The 16232-nt window shown below is 51.8% G+C and carries 17 protein-coding genes; 10 read left to right on the top strand and 7 right to left on the bottom strand.

The window, feature by feature from the left end; genetic code table 11:
* Positions 1–75 precede the first annotated feature (75 nt).
* From AC6R1O_RS05270 to AC6R1O_RS05290, 5 genes are read right to left on the bottom strand one after another with little or no spacing between them, the layout of a single operon-like run.
* Positions 76–759 (bottom strand): histidine phosphatase family protein, encoded by a 684-nt coding sequence (locus AC6R1O_RS05270; RefSeq protein WP_500656605.1) that lies wholly within the window; start codon positions 757–759, stop codon positions 76–78.
* An 8-nt stretch (positions 760–767) separates the two neighbouring features.
* A complete protein-coding gene (cobU, locus tag AC6R1O_RS05275) occupies positions 768–1328 on the bottom strand; it encodes a bifunctional adenosylcobinamide kinase/adenosylcobinamide-phosphate guanylyltransferase (protein ID WP_500656606.1) in 561 nt (186 codons plus the stop codon).
* Complete coding sequence (locus AC6R1O_RS05280; RefSeq protein WP_500656607.1) at positions 1325–2134, bottom strand: adenosylcobinamide-GDP ribazoletransferase; 810 nt, start codon at positions 2132–2134, stop codon at positions 1325–1327. Before AC6R1O_RS05280 ends, cobU begins: the two co-directional genes overlap by 4 nt.
* Entirely contained in the window at positions 2134–3162 is a 1029-nt protein-coding gene (cobT, locus tag AC6R1O_RS05285; protein ID WP_500656608.1) for a nicotinate-nucleotide--dimethylbenzimidazole phosphoribosyltransferase, read from the bottom strand. The genes AC6R1O_RS05280 and cobT overlap by 1 nt, the downstream gene beginning before the upstream one ends.
* A gap of 1 nt (position 3163) precedes the next feature.
* Entirely contained in the window at positions 3164–3775 is a 612-nt protein-coding gene (locus AC6R1O_RS05290; protein ID WP_500656609.1) for a flavin reductase family protein, read from the bottom strand.
* 519 nt (positions 3776–4294) lie between these two features.
* Between AC6R1O_RS05290 and AC6R1O_RS05295 the strand changes: the two genes are divergently transcribed.
* From AC6R1O_RS05295 to cdd, 5 genes are all read left to right on the top strand, one after another.
* Entirely contained in the window at positions 4295–4912 is a 618-nt protein-coding gene (locus AC6R1O_RS05295; protein ID WP_487903132.1) for a Rossmann-fold NAD(P)-binding domain-containing protein, read from the top strand.
* A 180-nt stretch (positions 4913–5092) separates the two neighbouring features.
* Positions 5093–6517, top strand: a complete 1425-nt coding sequence (sbcB, locus tag AC6R1O_RS05300; protein ID WP_500656610.1) for an exodeoxyribonuclease I — start codon at positions 5093–5095, stop codon at positions 6515–6517.
* Positions 6518–6532: 15 nt separating this feature from the next.
* Positions 6533–6898, top strand: coding sequence for a CidA/LrgA family protein (locus AC6R1O_RS05305; RefSeq protein WP_500627146.1), 366 nt, complete (start codon positions 6533–6535; stop codon positions 6896–6898).
* Positions 6898–7575 carry an LrgB family protein gene (locus tag AC6R1O_RS05310; RefSeq protein WP_500632222.1) on the top strand — a complete coding sequence of 226 codons (678 nt, stop codon included), beginning with the start codon at positions 6898–6900 and terminating at the stop codon, positions 7573–7575. Before AC6R1O_RS05305 ends, AC6R1O_RS05310 begins: the two co-directional genes overlap by 1 nt.
* A 206-nt stretch (positions 7576–7781) precedes the next feature.
* Positions 7782–8669: a cytidine deaminase gene (gene cdd, locus AC6R1O_RS05315; protein WP_500656611.1), complete on the top strand. Its 888-nt coding sequence runs from the start codon at positions 7782–7784 to the stop codon at positions 8667–8669.
* Positions 8670–8818: 149 nt separating this feature from the next.
* On the opposite strand, the gene AC6R1O_RS05320 is transcribed toward cdd, so the two are convergent.
* The gene (locus tag AC6R1O_RS05320; RefSeq protein ID WP_500656612.1) at positions 8819–10048 is read right to left on the bottom strand and encodes a cyclic di-GMP phosphodiesterase; all 1230 of its coding nucleotides are present in this window, start codon (positions 10046–10048) and stop codon (positions 8819–8821) included.
* A 187-nt stretch (positions 10049–10235) separates the two neighbouring features.
* On the opposite strand from AC6R1O_RS05320, the gene purT reads away from it, so the two are divergent.
* Positions 10236–11411 (top strand): formate-dependent phosphoribosylglycinamide formyltransferase, encoded by a 1176-nt coding sequence (gene purT / locus AC6R1O_RS05325; RefSeq protein WP_487902429.1) that lies wholly within the window; start codon positions 10236–10238, stop codon positions 11409–11411.
* 98 nt (positions 11412–11509) lie between these two features.
* Here purT and AC6R1O_RS05330 read toward each other — a convergent pair whose 3' ends face one another.
* Positions 11510–12163 carry a thiopurine S-methyltransferase gene (locus AC6R1O_RS05330; RefSeq protein WP_487902428.1) on the bottom strand — a complete coding sequence of 218 codons (654 nt, stop codon included), beginning with the start codon at positions 12161–12163 and terminating at the stop codon, positions 11510–11512.
* 309 nt (positions 12164–12472) lie between these two features.
* Here AC6R1O_RS05330 and AC6R1O_RS05335 point away from each other — a divergent pair, with 309 nt between their 5' ends.
* From AC6R1O_RS05335 to hutG, 4 genes are all read left to right on the top strand, one after another.
* Complete coding sequence (locus AC6R1O_RS05335; RefSeq protein ID WP_500656613.1) at positions 12473–13246, top strand: nucleotidyltransferase family protein; 774 nt, start codon at positions 12473–12475, stop codon at positions 13244–13246.
* A gap of 152 nt (positions 13247–13398) precedes the next feature.
* On the top strand, positions 13399–14109 hold the full coding sequence (gene hutC / locus AC6R1O_RS05340; protein WP_487902426.1) for a histidine utilization transcriptional repressor HutC: 711 nt from the start codon (positions 13399–13401) through the stop codon (positions 14107–14109).
* A gap of 107 nt (positions 14110–14216) precedes the next feature.
* A complete protein-coding gene (gene hutI / locus AC6R1O_RS05345; protein ID WP_500656614.1) occupies positions 14217–15437 on the top strand; it encodes an imidazolonepropionase in 1221 nt (406 codons plus the stop codon).
* Positions 15430–16232, top strand: an 803-nt coding sequence (hutG, locus tag AC6R1O_RS05350; RefSeq protein WP_500656615.1) for a formimidoylglutamase, incomplete at its 3' end; no start/stop codon positions are given. The genes hutI and hutG, both read left to right, overlap by 8 nt.

The raw sequence follows: 16232 nt of genomic DNA on the forward strand, positions 1-16232 counted from the left end.
ACCTGCTCGCCATTTTTAAGTCGCTATCGGTTACAAGACAGCCTTAAGCGATTAGGAGATAACCTTAAACAGTGCTTATCCAGTCCCTAGCGGCGCGCCAATCATTCGGACCCGTGCGTGCTGAGCTTGTACCTGACCGCTCTCATCAGTGTAAAACTCAAGCTGCGTGATCGATTGGTTCTCAATATGTAAGGTTGAAAACAGCGCCGGATTTTGCCAATCGAGCCCCAACACATAAGCCAAAATCATCCGAATCGTGCCGCCATGCATCACCACCAAGGTATCGTGTGAAAGCTCAGCAACAAGCGCTTGCCAAGCGTTGACGACGCGATGATAAAAACGCTCTAACGTTTCTGCGCCGGGTAACGGGTGCTGAGCCGGATGCTGCCAAAACGCCTCCAGCGCAGACCACTGCTCGCCCACCTCATCAAAAGGAATACCATCGAGTTGACCAAACGAAATCTCGCGCCATTGAGGCTCTATCGTCACAGGGACCGTAAATGGGGTTGAGACCGAATGGGTGAATGGACTGACGCCGCTTGGTTGCTCTTCACCCAACGCCTGCAGGGCTTTAGCAAGATCTGCGCAGCGACGCAGCGGTGAGGTGACGATCGGCAGCGTGGCATATCCATTTTCCGCCAACGCACGCGCGAACGCCTGTTGGCGCTCCGCCGCCACCGCCACATCCGTATGACCATACAAAGCAGGCTTGCCATCCACTTTGGCGTGACGAACAAGCGAGACTCGGATAGAAGACATCCGCACTCCTACGATTTCAATGAAACAGGTAGACCGGCGGCCACCAGCGTCACCTTGTCTGCCACTTGTGCAATGGCTTGATTCATCCAACCGGCGTGATCGACAAAGCGACGCGAGATTTCGCCCAATGGCACCACGCCCAACCCTACTTCGTTGCTGACTAAGACAATATCCGCGCGGCAGCCCTGAATGCTCGTGACTAACTGCGCCACGCGTTGTTGGGTGTTTTCATCGCTGAGCGTCTCGCCGCCGTTGTAGATGACATTGTTCAGCCACAGCGTCAAACAATCGATCAGCACCACATCGTACTGACCAAAGTGGACCAGTTGCTCACTCAACTCAGTGGGGCACTCATGCAGGTGCCACCCTTCACCGACACGCTGTGCTTGATGGTGCGCAATCCGACTGGCCATTTCTTGGTCGAGATGAGTCGCCGTAGCGATGTAGTGTTTTTTGACTACCTCACTCCCCTGCGCGGCGTTGCCCGCTTCACACAGCGAGCGAATTTGCGCTTCGGCAAAACGCGATTTGCCTGAGCGAGCGCCGCCAAGCACCAAATGAATCGTCACCCTGCACCTCCAGTGAGAATGGGACCACCGAATGCAAGCAACGTGAGATAACAAAGCAACTCCATGATCTGCTGCGCCGCGCCCAAGCAGTCACCGGTAAAGCCGCCGAGGCGCGCCTGCAACCAGCGTTTAAAGCCAAAGCGAAACACCACAGCGACAATCACTAGCGCTAGCACCGCGCCTGCGGATAAAAACAGACACGGCACTGCAGCCGTCATAAGGAGAATACCTAATTCAAGCCGAGTTTGACGCTGCGCCAAGGGCTTACTTTTACTGCCACCGAGATCGCTGACGTAAGGCATATCGAAAATTAACGAGGCGGCCACCGCACGACTCAAGGTATAGCCGACAATAAGGATCACACCGATGGCAGTGATACTTTGACCTACTTGCTCGATGAGTTCACTCAGCAAAACAAACTTGCCCAGTAGCGCCATGATAAGTGCACTGGCGCCATAGGTACCGATGCGGCTGTCTTTCATGATCTCGAGGCGGCGCTCGGTGGTCATGCCGCCGCCAATACCATCCGCCATGTCCGTCAAGCCATCTTCATGAAAGGCGCCGGTAAGCATCAAGCTAAACACCATCATGACAAACAGCGCCGCACTGCTGGGCAGCCACCACTGCGCTGCGCCATACACCAAGGCGCACAACGCGCCCAAAATGGCGCCGACCAACGCAAAATAACGCCCGGCTTGGTTCATGCGCGCCTCACTATAAGGCGTCGAAGACGGGATAGGGAGACGCGAGAAAAATCCCAACGCCAAACAAAACAGTTGCCATTGATATTTGCTCGCGCGCCACATTAGACCGTTACTCCGGCTTCTTCAAAGCTCGCCATCGTGTTGTAGAACTCGGCGGCGCTGCGCAGCAAAGGCACGGCCAATACCGCGCCAGTGCCCTCACCTAGGCGCAGCTGCAAGTCAAGCAGCGGCAAAGCTTCCAGTCTTTGCAGCAACAATTGATGACCCGACTCATGCGAGCGGTGGGCAAAAATCATCATCTCTCGGCTTGAAGGTTCAAGTTCGCTTGCCACCAACGCCGCTACACTGACAATGAAACCATCAACCAGCACCGGCACTTTCGCTTTAGCCGCCGCCAAGAAAGCGCCAACCATCTGCACAATCTCAAACCCGCCGACCTCGGCCAATACCTCTTTCACCTCTAGGCCGTCACAGCGCGCAACACCTTGAGCAACCAGCGCCACTTTGCGCTCGTACTGCTCATCGGTGATGCCCGTTCCGCGGCCGACGCAGCGCTCAACCGGCTCCTTGATCAAAGCACTCAGTAGGGCCGCCGCGCTACTGGTGTTACCAATGCCCATTTCACCAAACATCACCAGCTCAGAGCCAGATGCGATCACCTTGTCGACCACCTGCGCCCCCAGACGCAAGCCGTTCTCGACCTGCTCAGCACTCATCGCCGCTTGCTCGGCAAAATTGTGGGTTCTCTCGCCAAGACGCTGAGAGATAAACTGCGCCGAGTCAGACTCCACCGGCAGTAAGATTCCGCAATCAACGACAGTAAGCGCAACATCGTTGGCGCGGCAGAAACAGTTCACCGCAGCGCCACCCGCTAAAAAGTTAAGCACCATTTGCTGCGTCACAGCGCTAGGCGCAATGCTGACGCCCTCATCGGCAATCCCGTGATCGCCAGCGAAGACGATAGCAGCTGGTTGGTTGAGCGTGATGTGCTGCGCGAGTTTGCCCGCTTTGCTACTTTGAATCAGCGCCAATTGATGAGCGGCTGACTCAAGCAAGCCAAGCGAGCCAAGAGGTTTGGTTTTTTGGTTGATACGGTGCCAAATGGCGTCAGAAAAAGCGTGGTTTAACATGTTATTTGGGCCTAGCTACAGAAAAAACGTCACGAGTCAGAGCGTATTGGCTGCCCCCGAGACGGGAAAGTGGGTTGAGCGACAGAGCATCAATCGTCAGGCGTTCGCCCTCCTCTGTCACGATATTAGGATCAAGGTAGATCTGCTCAATCTTGGCGAAAATAAGGCTTTGCGGGGTATCACCGATCTCTTTGACTTCAAACAGCGAACAACCAAACGCCACCGGGCAACCTTGCACCCGAGGCAGATCAAAACCGTCAAAGCTGACCAACTCAAGACCGTTGGCTACCACTTCTGACTCACCATGCTCTAGGGTTGCGGCGGTTTGCGTCACCGATTCGGCTTGCGCCTGATGAGCGATATGCACCACCATTTTTCGGCTTGCTAGTACATTGCGCGTCGTGTCTTTGATCTCGCCACTGGGCTTTTTGCCCACCGAAAACATCAACAGCGGTGGATTACTAGAAATCGGCGTAAAGTACGAAAACGGCGCCAAATTATAGTTTTGCGTGCCTGATTGCGTCAGTACCCAAGCGATGGGTCTGGGAATCACCGTTTGCGTCATCAAATGATAAATGTCCGCAGGCGGCATGGTCGTCAAGTCAATGTTCATCACGTATCCCTATGGTGAGATTGAATTTTTGTCAGTGTACCGCGAAATACCGTTTTGAACACCCGCCGCTCCTGTTGTGATTGACCATTTGCTGGTCAATTCATCGGTTTTATTGACCTCAACTGGTATTTTTCTCCATTTGTACTATATTTTCATCAATAACGTAGAACGCTTTTGATCAGTAACGTAGAGCGCAAGGAGGTCTGTATGATTGCAAATCGACGTTCAAGTAAACCCAAAAACGGCTCGTCCTCACCCAAGAAAAGCACTCGTCGCTTACCTTTCTCACTCACCTAACCCCAGTTCTTCCACACAAGGACACAAATACCCATTAGATCACGAAAGATAGGATGGGATCATAGACTTTTCACTGATCCTGTAGGATTCTTCGTTCACCTTCTTCGAACTCATGCAGGGCTGACGGTGAACCAGACTGAACACAACCCCAACGAACGTGTACCGCTTGTCGTCATCACGGCAGGCGCCACGGGCCTAATTGGCAACGAACTGATGAAGCAGATGCTCGAGGCCGAGCCGATCGAGGCAATTTACGCGTTATCTCGTAAAGCCTTGCCCTATTTTCATCCCAAGTTAGAGACGCTGATTCACCCTGAACTGGAAGTACAGACGTGGACAGACGACAAACCGACGCCCACCTATGGCTTCATTTGTTTGGGCACCACACGCAAGCAAGCAGGCTCTAAAGAGGCGCTAGAACACGTCGACGTCAAATTGGTGTGTGAGGTCGCGAGCGAAATGAAACTGCTGGGCGTGACGCGTCTCGCGGTTGTCTCGAGTTATGGCGCTTCATCGCGCTCACTGTCTCATTACCTACGCTGTAAAGGAAAAATGGAACTGACCATTGAGCGTATGGGGTTTGAGCAAGTGGTATTCGTTCGCCCTGGTCCATTAGTGGGGCTAAGAGACACCCCTAGAAATGATGAATTGGTTTTGCAAGCGGTGCTAAAAGTGGCGCGCCCACTTATGATAGGTCCATTGCGCAAGCTGATTCCCATTCATGCCAGTGACGTCGCGCGAGCCATGCAGTACGCACTGTTTGCAAAAGAAAAAGGCCATAGCAGAATCCGCGTCCTCGAAAGCCCAGATATGTTGGCGCTGATTGAGCGTTATCGTTAGCAGTCGATGACTCGTAGCGCCTCTACGTTGGCCGTCGAGTCTTATCGTCCTTGATTTGTCCTAACGCGCAGAAAATCGTCACCCTCGCCCTGACGTGAAAGTTTTTCGCCATTTCCCTTGCTTGCGCGCCCTTTCTTGACGGATACTTCACGTCAATCGCACGCAATTTCTGGAGAACCCATGCAATCTGATAATCAACCGACGTTTTTCTTCTTTGATTATGAGACTTGGGGAACCAGCCCAGCCAAAGACAGGCCGAGCCAGTTTGCAGGCGTGCGCACCGATATGGATTTCAACATCATCGGTGAGCCGCTGGTGATTTACTGTCAGCCACCTGCCGATTACTTGCCCGCGCCAGAAGCGGCGCTCATCACGGGTATCACTCCGCAAACGGCGGTCAGTAAAGGGCTGCCAGAACCTGAATTTATCGCCCAGATTCACGCGCAATTGGCAACGCCTAATACCATTAGCTTGGGCTACAACAGCATTCGTTTTGATGATGAAGTGACGCGCTATACCTGTTACCGCAACTTCATTGATCCCTATGCGTGGAGCTGGCAAAACGGCAACTCTCGTTGGGATCTATTGGATGTGCTACGCGCGTGTCACGCATTGCGCCCTGAAGGCATCGAGTGGCCAGAAAACGAAGAAGGCTTTATTAGCTTTAAGCTGGAACATTTATCGGTCGCTAACGGCATTGAACACGCCAACGCGCACGACGCGATGGCGGATGTGATTGCCACCATTGAGATGGCAAAAAAAATCAAAGCCGCACAACCCAAATTGTTTGATTACTTTTTGTCGATGCGCCATAAACGCAAACTCAATGAGCTGATCGATATTGTCAATATGACCCCCTTGATGCACGTCTCCGGCATGTTAGGCCGAGAGTGCCAATACACCAGTTGGTTGGTTCCAGTGGCGTGGCACCCGACCAACCAAAACGCGGTTATCATGGTGGACTTAGCCAAAGATCCTCAGCCACTGTTGGATCTTGATGTCGACGCACTCAACACACGTTTGTACACCAAACGAGACGACCTAGGGCCAGATGAACTGCCCGTGCCGGTCAAACTGGTACATCTCAATAAGTGCCCAATTCTCGCCCCAGCGAAAACCCTCACGGCGGACAATGCCGCTCATATTGGCATCGACCGCGAGCAGTGCTTACAAAACCTAGCCACGCTGCGCCAACACCCAGAAATCCGCGAAAAGTTGATTGGCTTGTACAGTATTGAAAGAGAGTACGCTACTTCATCCGATGTGGATACTCAGTTGTATGACGGTTTCTTTTCTCCTGCCGACAAAGCAGCCATGGAGATCATTCGCCAAACGGATCCGCAGCAACTCGCAGGTCTAGACATTGAATTCAGTGATCCACGCATCGCCCCGCTACTATTTCGCTACCGCGCACGCCACTACCCATGGACATTGGATGAAAAAGAGCAGCAGCAGTGGGCGGCGCATTGCCGCGAGTACTTCGAAAGTCGCATTGAAGATTACATGATCAATCTGGAAAACTTAGTTCATGAACATGAAAGTGACGAAAAGAAAGTCGCTATCTTAAAATCGGTCTATCAATACGTTCAACAGTTGGTCTCTTAAGGCAACACCGCTCTTATGCCTCGTACTTTATTGCACTACTTCATCTCATTTGGCTTGATTTTTCTCTGCCTGATCGCCGGTCTTAATATTCAGCAATGGCTGGAGACCTCGATTCCCGGCAGCATCATCGGCATGCTTATTTTGTTCTCCTTGATGGCAAGCGGCTTGGTGCCCTCAAAGTGGGTCAAACCCGGTGCGACGCTGTTTATTCGCTATATGGTACTGCTGTTTGTGCCCATCAGTGTCGGCTTGATGGAACACTTCGATCTGCTCTACCACAATGCGTGGCCAATTCTGGCAAGTGCGATTGGTGGCACAGCGATTGTCCTCGTCTCTCTGGGCTGGATGCTGGATCGCCTGCTTAAGCGAGGCGACCAATGATGTGGCTACTCGTAACTGTGGTGGTGTTTTTGAGTGCGCGTTGGGTGTGCAGCAGAGTCAACTCACCGTTAATGAACCCGCTGCTGGTCAGCCTAGCGGTTCTTATCCCGCTTCTGACTTGGCTGAGCGTTCCTTTTGAAACCTATTACGAAAGCAATCACTGGATCAATCTCCTGCTGCAGCCTGCGGTTGTGGCCTTGGCCTACCCACTGTATGAGCAGCTCCCCCAAATTCGGGCCAATTGGCGCATCATTATGTTGGCATGCGGCGTGGGTAGCGTCCTGTCAATGGCGACGGCCAGTCTGATTGCCGTTAGCCTAGACACCGACTTAACCTTGATCGCCAGTTTACTCGGCAAATCGGTAACCACGCCGATTGCGATGGAAGTCTCTAGCCATTTGGGCGGCGAACCCGCGATTGCAGCGATCTTAGTGCTGTTGGTCGGCTTGTTTGGGGCAATTTTCGCCTACCCTATCTACGGGCTGTTAAACATCACCCACCCAATTGCAAAGGGTCTGACCATGGGCACCGTCTCACATGCCCTTGGCACCGCGACCTGTGCGGAGAAAAACGCGCAAGATGCGGCGTTTAGCTCTCTGGCTCTGGTGGTATGTGGCGTGATCACCTCCATATTGGCACCGTCATTTTTCGCTCTGGCACTCTGGTTATCGCACTAGCTGCGGCTAGGCAGCGCGCCAGAATTGTGTGACATCACTCATCTATCAGTAAATTTGCACTCGTTACAATCGTAAGTGTGATTTTTATCACTGTATTGTTTGGTGCGTCGCATAGAATGATTGTCCAGTATCACAAGATGTCAACAACCTAGCTATGTTTTCCCTAGCATCGAGCTTGACTCTGAAATAACAATAAAGGATTTACTATGACCAGCCGCATAGAACAAGCCCTGACACAGCTCCCTAGCGACGTTGCCGATTACCTCAAACCCATCGTGCTGAGCGAGTCATTTGATGCCACCCTGTCAGCCGACCAATTTGAGCAGTTAAAAAACATCAGCGGTAACAACGATGCTGATACGCGAGTGATGCTCTTGCCTGTCGCGGCGGCGTTCTCCTACGCCCCCCTGTCTAAATTCTACGTGGGCGCGATTGTGCGCGGCTTAACGGGTCGCTTATATTTCGGTGCCAACGTTGAGATTGCCGGTGTGCAACTCGGTCAAACGGTACACGCCGAGCAATGTGCCATCAGCCACGCGTGGATGAAAGGCGAGCAAGGCATTTCTGACATCACCATCAACTACAGCCCTTGTGGCCACTGTCGTCAGTTTATGAATGAACTGTCGACGGCAAAAGAACTCACGGTTCAATTGCCTGAACGTGAAGGCAAGACTCTGCACGACTATCTGCCAGAAGCCTTTGGCCCTAGCGATCTCGGCATTGAGTCGGGTTTGATGTCTGAGGTCAATCACGGCTATCACAGTGAAGAGGGTGACGAGTTGGTACAAGCAGCACTGAAAGCGCTGAATATGAGCCACTCACCTTACACTCACAACCTGAGCGGTGTCGCACTCAAAACCACCGATGGCTCGACCTATCTCGGTGCGTACGCTGAAAACGCCGCGTTCAACCCAAGCTTGCCACCACTGCAAGTCGCGTTAATTCAACTGTTGATGGCCGGAAAATCCTTCAGCGAGATTGAATCTGCAGCCTTGGCAGAGATGGCCGAAGGCGGAATAAGCCACCTGGCCGACACGCAAGCGACCCTTGAAGTATTGGGACCAGATATTCCACTGACCTATCTTGCGATCTAAGCTTTAACGCCGACAAATTGTGCTCGATAAAAAAGCGCCTTTTATCCACATAACGTGAGTAAAAGGCGCTTTTTCTGTTTACGGTGACAGTGTTGCCTGCGAAGACCTATTCTGCCTACAACGAAAAGTAGCGGCTCACTATCGAGGCATCAAACGTCAAAGAACGGCGTCGCATCCACTTCTAGCTGACTTGGCGCAATCGCTTTGGCAATCTTGACGCTACTGCGTTTGAGATCGACAAAAGCCACATCGACATAATGCTTGTTCTTACGCGAGTAAAAACACTTCACTTCCGGTTTCAACGGCTCAGATTCATTGGATGTCCAGACGATGCCCACTCGCCCATCACTGAGTTCGACTAACGCCCCCACTGGGTACATACCGATACAGTTGATGAACTTATACACCAAGTCACGATCGAGGTGATTGGGCGTGAGGCTCAATAGAATTTTAAACGCCTCTGCCGAGCTCATTCCGCGCTTGTAGACGCGATCCGCGGTGAGGGCATCGTAGATATCCACAATGCAACTCATGCGACCGTGCAGTGGAATTTCATCCCCTTTAAGGCCGTTCGGGTAGCCGTTGCCGTCCAGTTTTTCGTGATGCATCAGACAGACATCACGGCTCACATCACTGAGCCCAGTCACGGACATGATCATATCTTTCGCAAACACTTGATGAAGCTTCATGTGCTCAAATTCTTCCGGTGTTAAGCGTGCCGGTTTGTGCAGCACCTTATCATCCACCTTCACTTTGCCCACATCATGAATAATGCCGCCGATCGCCATCTCTTTGAGCATCTCTCTTGGTAATTGCAGATGTTTACCAAAGGTCACCAATAAGGTGGCCACATTGACCGAATGCTCCAATAGGTACTCGTCCTTGTTGCGCAGCGCTGAAACACATTGCAGCGCATCGGAGTCCACCAGCGCCGATTCAATCAAATCTTCCGCCCAGTCATCGAACTCATCGACATGGACCGTTTTACCATCAAAAGTTTGGGTCAATACGCGATGAGCGAGCCCTTTGGCTTCACGAATAATATTGCTCGCTTTCTTCTGCATGGAAAAACGGCTTTTGGCTTTACGCTTAACTGCCTCGGTCTTCACCGATTCTACCGCCGCAGGTGGCGAAATGTTGTGCGAGTCATCGAATGGCTGTTGCACGGGTTTAAAAGTGCAACCTTTAGCAGACAAACTTTCGTCAACCCAAGCGAATTGGATACCATTTTTGATCAGTTGATTGACGGCTTGCTCTGACGGCACGCGCCCAGCATTTGCTAGGTTCACCTTTTTGTTGTCTTCCAGTGCGGTGACAAACATACCGACGGTTAGAGTGTCGATTGGAATTTTGATGGAATTATTAGGATCGTATTGCATTCTTATTTGATGATTACTCTACAACAAGTCACTTTAAGATTATAACTCTGATTTATGCTACATACCCAACAAATACATGCAAGAGTCCTAATATAAGTCACAAAATTGAGATGGACGCAAACGTTTGCCTTTTGAGATCTATCCTCGTATGATCAGCGCCAAATTCTACATCTCTAAAAGGTTGATTATGTTTGGTACAGCGACTCGTCAAAATGCAACGCGTGTTCTTCTCCTCGGCTCAGGTGAACTGGGTAAGGAAGTCGCCATTGAGTGTCAGAGACTGGGCTTAGAAGTCATCGCGTGTGACCGCTATGAAGATGCCCCTGCTATGCAAGTCGCGCATCGCAGTTACACACTAGACATGCTTGACGGCGACGCACTGCAAGCCATCATCGACAAAGAGCAACCTCACTATGTCGTGCCAGAAATTGAAGCGATCGCAACCGACAAGCTGGTCGAGCTTGAAGCGCGTGGTCTCAATGTCGTGCCGAGTGCGAAAGCCACACAGTTGACTATGAACCGTGAAGGCATTCGCCGCTTAGCCGCGGAAACGCTCTCTCTGACCACCTCTCCATACCGATTTGCCGACAACTATGACGAATTCACCGCAGCGATTGAGGCGGTCGGTCTGCCATGCGTGTGCAAGCCTGTGATGAGCTCATCGGGTAAAGGACAAAGCGTCATTAAGACAGATGCAGACATTGAAAAAGCCTGGGCATACGCTCAAGATGGCGGCCGCACTGGCGCAGGTCGCGTGATTGTTGAAGGCTTTATTGATTTTGATTACGAAATCACCCTACTGACGGTACGCGCCGTTGACGGCGTTCATTTCTGCGCCCCAATTGGGCATCGCCAAGAAGATGGCGATTACCGTGAGTCTTGGCAGCCACAAATCATGTCGGATAAGGCGCTAAAAGCGGCGCAGCATGCGGCGCAAAGCGTTGTCGATGCATTAGGCGGCTACGGCATTTTTGGTGTCGAACTCTTTATCAAAGGCGACACGGTGATTTTTAATGAAGTTTCGCCGCGCCCACACGATACCGGCCTGGTCACTTTGATGTCACAAGACAGTTCAGAGTTCGCACTGCATGTCCGCGCGTTTACCGGCATGCCAATCAGCAGCATTACTCAATACGGCCCTGCCGCATCTGCCGTCGTGTTAGGTCAAGGCACCTCACAAGACATTCGTTTTGAAGGCATGCAACAGGCACTCAGCGCGCCTCAAACCCAGCTGCGTTTATTCGGTAAACCTGATATCAACGGTCGCCGCCGTCTTGGCGTTGCGATTACACGCCGTGACACCATTGAGCAAGCCATCGAGAGCGCCGTCGACGCAGCCGGTAAGATCAAGGTGATTTACTGATAGGTTCACTCCTATGTCTATTTAAGTAATAAAAAACTCTGGTCCGTAATGGCCAGAGTTTTTTATTTTCGCCGATTGTCAGAGTTCCGATCGTCGCCTCATGATGGCGCCTGAATCAAATAGACCTCTTCGGCAAAGCGTGACAAACCGCGCTTCGCAATTTTTGGATGACGTTCGTCGGCATCATCTCGATAGAGCTTGGTCACTTGATACCCCTCATACAGAGCACGAACTTCCTGCTCGGCCACGCTAAATGGGGGGCCCGTCATCTCCAATTGAGGATAATCTAAGGTGACCAGTAAAATCCGCCCACCGGGTTTAAGTAACGACTGAATTCTTGCCACATAGTCGACACGCATCTCTTCAGGCAGCGCCACTAAGGCTGCGCGGTCATAGACCAAATCGACCGGTTTGACGGGCGCGGTAAAGACGTCTCCGGTGTAGATAGAGAGCTCATCGAATTGAAACAGCTCATGCTGACCATTGAGAGGAATCACCAATGGCGTATAAAAATGCTCAGCGAAAAAGGCGCGCACTGCTATGTTACTCAGCTCCACCCCTTGCACGTCACTGTGCTTGGTGGCAAGCCACACCAAATCTTCTGATTTACCACACAACGGCACAAATACGTTTTCATCTGCGCTGGGGTTGGTCGCTGGCCAGTATTGAATCAGCAATGGATTCACGTCTTCCAAGTGGAAACCAATCTCATTGGATGCCCATTTGGCATGCCAAAACTCAGGATCTTTCATTCTCTTTCTCTTTCGATGACTGACGTGCCATAGCCTAACGGAAAGTCAGCCTTCGTGGTAGGTGGGATAAGGCACTCGGCGATGGAATCTGATCATAATTGGTTACAACTTGCGGATGAACTTAAGCAAAAACGCGCAATCCAACCAAGGTAAGTTAATGAAATTGAGACCAACATCATAATTCAAACGTTTATCGAATAGCGGACCTTGGAAAGGCCATTTCCATCCCAAGATCTTAATCAGACACGTAGCACTTAGCGGTTCCTTTTTCCTCCATTTTCTAAGCGACTACGATTCTAAGGAGAGTGAATGAGCGTATTCTTGCGTACCACTGCACTGATGCTGTTAATGCTCAGCCGCGCCCCGGCGTTTGCCGCCATCCCTATGGCCCCTGACCGAGATGAAGGACCCAGTACCAAGCAAAACCAAGTCAGCCCTAAAGCGTTTAAACACAACTTGAGCGGTTTGTACGGCATTAAATCAACCGACGCCTCCCCCACTCAACCCTATTCAGATTTTGACGTGCTCTACAGCAAAGCGCACCAAGCGCAAGCGGAGCTCGAAACCTTATGTAAAAGTACCGCACTGTTAACCTCCACCGACGCTTACTTTGCTGGCGTAAAATCAAGCCAGCGAGCACAAGAGAAAATTGCCCATGAGCTCGACGGTCAAGTGGATCGCATCACCGACCTTGCCAGAGCCACCATAGTGGCGCACGATATTGATGGCTTGATGTCCGCCTATGAAGCATTAGCGCGCGAAACTACGGTAGTCAAAGTAAAGAACCGTTTTAAGAGCCCGCAAGCATCAGGCTATCGTGACTTGAATATTCTGGTTCAGTTGCCCAAAACTCAGTTGGTTGCCGAGGTGCAACTGCACCTCAAAGCCATTGCGGATGTCAAAAATGGTGCAGAGCACGATATTTATGAGCAGATTCAGCTGATTGAGCGTCAAGCCGCCGCAGAATCGCGCCCGCTTAATGACATTGAAATGGCCAAGGTCGATGAAATGCGCAAGCTCTCTAAAGCGCTGTATCAAGACGCTTGGCACCCCTACCTCACTACGCATCTTAGCGCTGCCTAATTAAGTTCAGCTCTCCTCATTAATGGGCAAACAAGGGTCATGACCCTGTTTGCCTCACAACTTGCTCACTCTTGCTTGACGCATTCAGCCAATCGGTTACCCTTTTGTATAGTCAATAATGGAAGGCGTGTCCCTCTGAAATCAGTGAGCTTATGAGTCAATCACCGTTATACCTACAAATCAAACACTTCATCGAACAACAGATCAGCTCGGGTCATTGGCCGGTCGGTCACCAAATCACCACCGAGCTAGAGTTAACCAAGCAGTTCAATGTCAGCCGTATGACGGTCAACAAAGCGATTCGCGATCTGGTCGCAGAGGGCAAACTTCAGCGCCGACCTCGATTGGGCACGTTTGTTTGCGCGCCAGATGAGAAAGCGGAGTCACCGCTGCTTGATATTCGCAATATCGCAGAAGAGGTCGCGCAGCGAGGCAAAGCCTACTCCAGTAAAGTGATTAAGCAGGTCGAGTTATTGGCCGACGGCGTTATTGCGACCAAGCTGGGGGTGATGCTCGATACCAAGGTGTTTTACAGTGAAATCATTCACTTTGAGGACAACTCCCCCATTCAATACGAACTGCGCTGGGTCAACGAGGCGTATGCGCCCGACTATCTCTCGCAGGACTTCACCACCTTAACGCCCAACCAATACCTTTCTCAGCACTGCCCGCTCAGTGCGATTGAACACACAGTGGAAGCGATCGTGGCAGATGATAAAGTCCGCAGCGCATTAAAGTTGGCGGCGAACGAGCCCTGTTTGCTGCTCAATCGCCGTACCTGGAGCCAAGATAAACTGGTCAGTACCGCATTACTTTATCATCCCGGCACGCGTTACAAACTCAGCTCAAAAGTGACCTTCTGACCGTTTGAAATTGGTCTAGCGATCACATTTTCATAACATCACACTTGATCATTTGACTACTCAAGACTCATTATTTGTATATACATTTAAATCTAAGAGTCTATCGAATGTTCTCCTCTGAGCTACCCCACTACGACTTGGTGCTCTGCAATGCTCGGCTCGTCACGATGTGTGAGGGCGAGAGCGGCTATCAAGTCAGCGCGCCGACCAGTATCGGTATTGTGCAAGGTAAAATCGTCTTTGTCGGCGACATCAAACCGCAGCCCGAACGCTATGATTGCCAAGGCCAACTGGTGACGCCGGGGTTGATTGATTGCCATACCCATCTGATTCATGCCGGTAACCGAGCGCACGAATTTGAAATGCGATTGTGCGGCGCCAGTTATCAAACCATCGCGGAGCAAGGCGGCGGAATTCTCACAACCGTGAAAGCCACTCGAGAGGCGAGCGAACAGACGCTCACTGAACTCGCGCTGCCTCGTTTGGATGGACTGCTGCGCACCGGTGTCACCTCAGTGGAAATCAAATCCGGTTATGGTCTGACACTCGCCAATGAGCTGAAAATGTTGCGCGCCGCCAAAGCACTTGAGCAGCACCGCAAAGTGCGCGTGACGCCCACCCTGCTTGCCGCCCATGCGGTGCCACCAGAATACCAAGGGCGCGCCGACGATTACGTTGACTATATTTGCCAAGCGATCATTCCTGCCGTGGCTGATGAGCAGCTTGCCACTAGCGTGGATGTTTTCTGTGAATCCATCGGCTTTTCACTGGCGCAAACCGAGCGTGTCTTCAAATGTGCAAACGCGCATGGGCTCGCGATTAAAGGGCATACTGAGCAACTGTCGAACCTTGGCGGCAGTGCGTTAACGGCCAAGTACTCTGGGCTCTCAGCGGATCATATTGAGTACCTGGATGAGACTGGCGTGAATGCGCTTGCTCAATCAGGCACTGTTGCCACCTTGCTACCCGGAGCGTTTTACTTTTTAAAAGAGACGCAGCGCCCACCGATAGACTCTTTGCGCCAAGCCGGCGTCCCTATGGCGCTCGCGACAGACTTCAACCCCGGCACCTCGCCGTTTGCCGACTTAACCATGATGATGAACATGGCGTGCACCTTATTTGGCTTAACGCCACAAGAAGCGCTGCGCGGTGTCACCTGCCACGCCGCGAAAGCGCTGGGCTATGGACAAACACGCGGGCAGATCGCACCAGGCTTTGATGCTGATCTTGCGATTTGGGACATCGCCCACCCAGCAGATCTTAGCTACCAGCAAGGCATGCCGCGTTTAACCGCACGTGTTGTATTGGGAGAGCTCAATCATGCCTAATCAACCTCAATCATCTTTTCACTGGCAAGGGCGCGATGATAAAGAAGATGGCGCACTGGGTCAGCGCATGCATCATGTCGTCACCTCTACCACTAGCGACACGCTCAGTGAGCACACTCAAGATGCCATTGCCCTATTGGGTTTTGCCTGTGATGAAGGCGTGGCACGTAACAAAGGACGAGTCGGCGCCGCCGGTGGGCCAGATGCGATTCGCCAAGCATTGGCAAACCTCGCGTGGCATGAATCGACCCCTTTGCTCGACTTAGGGAATGTCACCTGCACCCAAGGCCAGCTTGAGGCGGCGCAGCATGAGTGCGCGCAGCACATTGCACTCGCACTCGAGCACAGCAAAGTGATCACCTTAGGTGGTGGGCATGAAGTGGCGTGGGCCTCTTTTCAGGGGTTAGCGAGCTTTCTTCAGCGCCACTTGGATAAAACGTCGCCTGCAACAACGACTCAAGGCGAAGCTCAACAGCAGCAGATCGCACCGAAGATAGGCATCATCAATTTTGATGCCCATTTTGATTTGCGCACCTTTGATACCCAAGACACGCAGCCGAGCTCAGGCACGCCGTTTCATCAAATTGCTCGCTACTGCCAAGCGCATAAGTGGCCCTTTCAGTACGCGTGCATTGGCGTAAGTCGCGCAAGCAATACCGCCGCGCTGTTTCAACGAGCGGATGAACTTGGCGTCTTGTACATCGAAGACACCGAGCTCACGCCATACTCACTCAAAAACCCACTCGAGCAGTTGCGCCAATTTATCGAGCAGTGCGATCACCTCTATCTCACTAT

It is taken from the genome of Vibrio sp. R11-SG3-ISO3-SZ (genome assembly GCF_059834345.1).

Bases quoted from the DNA above. Each gene is read 5' to 3' on its own strand.
- AC6R1O_RS05270 (WP_500656605.1), bottom strand. From the start codon at position 759: ATGTCTTCTATCCGAGTCTCGCTTGTTCGTCACGCCAAAGTGGATGGC.
- AC6R1O_RS05280 (WP_500656607.1), bottom strand. From the start codon at position 2,134: ATGTGGCGCGCGAGCAAATATCAATGGCAACTGTTTTGTTTGGCGTTG.
- cobT (WP_500656608.1), bottom strand. From the start codon at position 3,162: ATGTTAAACCACGCTTTTTCTGACGCCATTTGGCACCGTATCAACCAA.
- AC6R1O_RS05290 (WP_500656609.1), bottom strand. From the start codon at position 3,775: ATGAACATTGACTTGACGACCATGCCGCCTGCGGACATTTATCATTTG.
- AC6R1O_RS05295 (WP_487903132.1), top strand. From the start codon at position 4,295: ATGCTCGAGGCCGAGCCGATCGAGGCAATTTACGCGTTATCTCGTAAA.
- sbcB (WP_500656610.1), top strand. From the start codon at position 5,093: ATGCAATCTGATAATCAACCGACGTTTTTCTTCTTTGATTATGAGACT.
- AC6R1O_RS05305 (WP_500627146.1), top strand. From the start codon at position 6,533: ATGCCTCGTACTTTATTGCACTACTTCATCTCATTTGGCTTGATTTTT.
- AC6R1O_RS05310 (WP_500632222.1), top strand. From the start codon at position 6,898: ATGTGGCTACTCGTAACTGTGGTGGTGTTTTTGAGTGCGCGTTGGGTG.
- cdd (WP_500656611.1), top strand. From the start codon at position 7,782: ATGACCAGCCGCATAGAACAAGCCCTGACACAGCTCCCTAGCGACGTT.
- AC6R1O_RS05320 (WP_500656612.1), bottom strand. From the start codon at position 10,048: ATGCAATACGATCCTAATAATTCCATCAAAATTCCAATCGACACTCTA.
- purT (WP_487902429.1), top strand. From the start codon at position 10,236: ATGTTTGGTACAGCGACTCGTCAAAATGCAACGCGTGTTCTTCTCCTC.
- AC6R1O_RS05330 (WP_487902428.1), bottom strand. From the start codon at position 12,163: ATGAAAGATCCTGAGTTTTGGCATGCCAAATGGGCATCCAATGAGATT.
- AC6R1O_RS05335 (WP_500656613.1), top strand. From the start codon at position 12,473: ATGAGCGTATTCTTGCGTACCACTGCACTGATGCTGTTAATGCTCAGC.
- hutC (WP_487902426.1), top strand. From the start codon at position 13,399: ATGAGTCAATCACCGTTATACCTACAAATCAAACACTTCATCGAACAA.
- hutI (WP_500656614.1), top strand. From the start codon at position 14,217: ATGTTCTCCTCTGAGCTACCCCACTACGACTTGGTGCTCTGCAATGCT.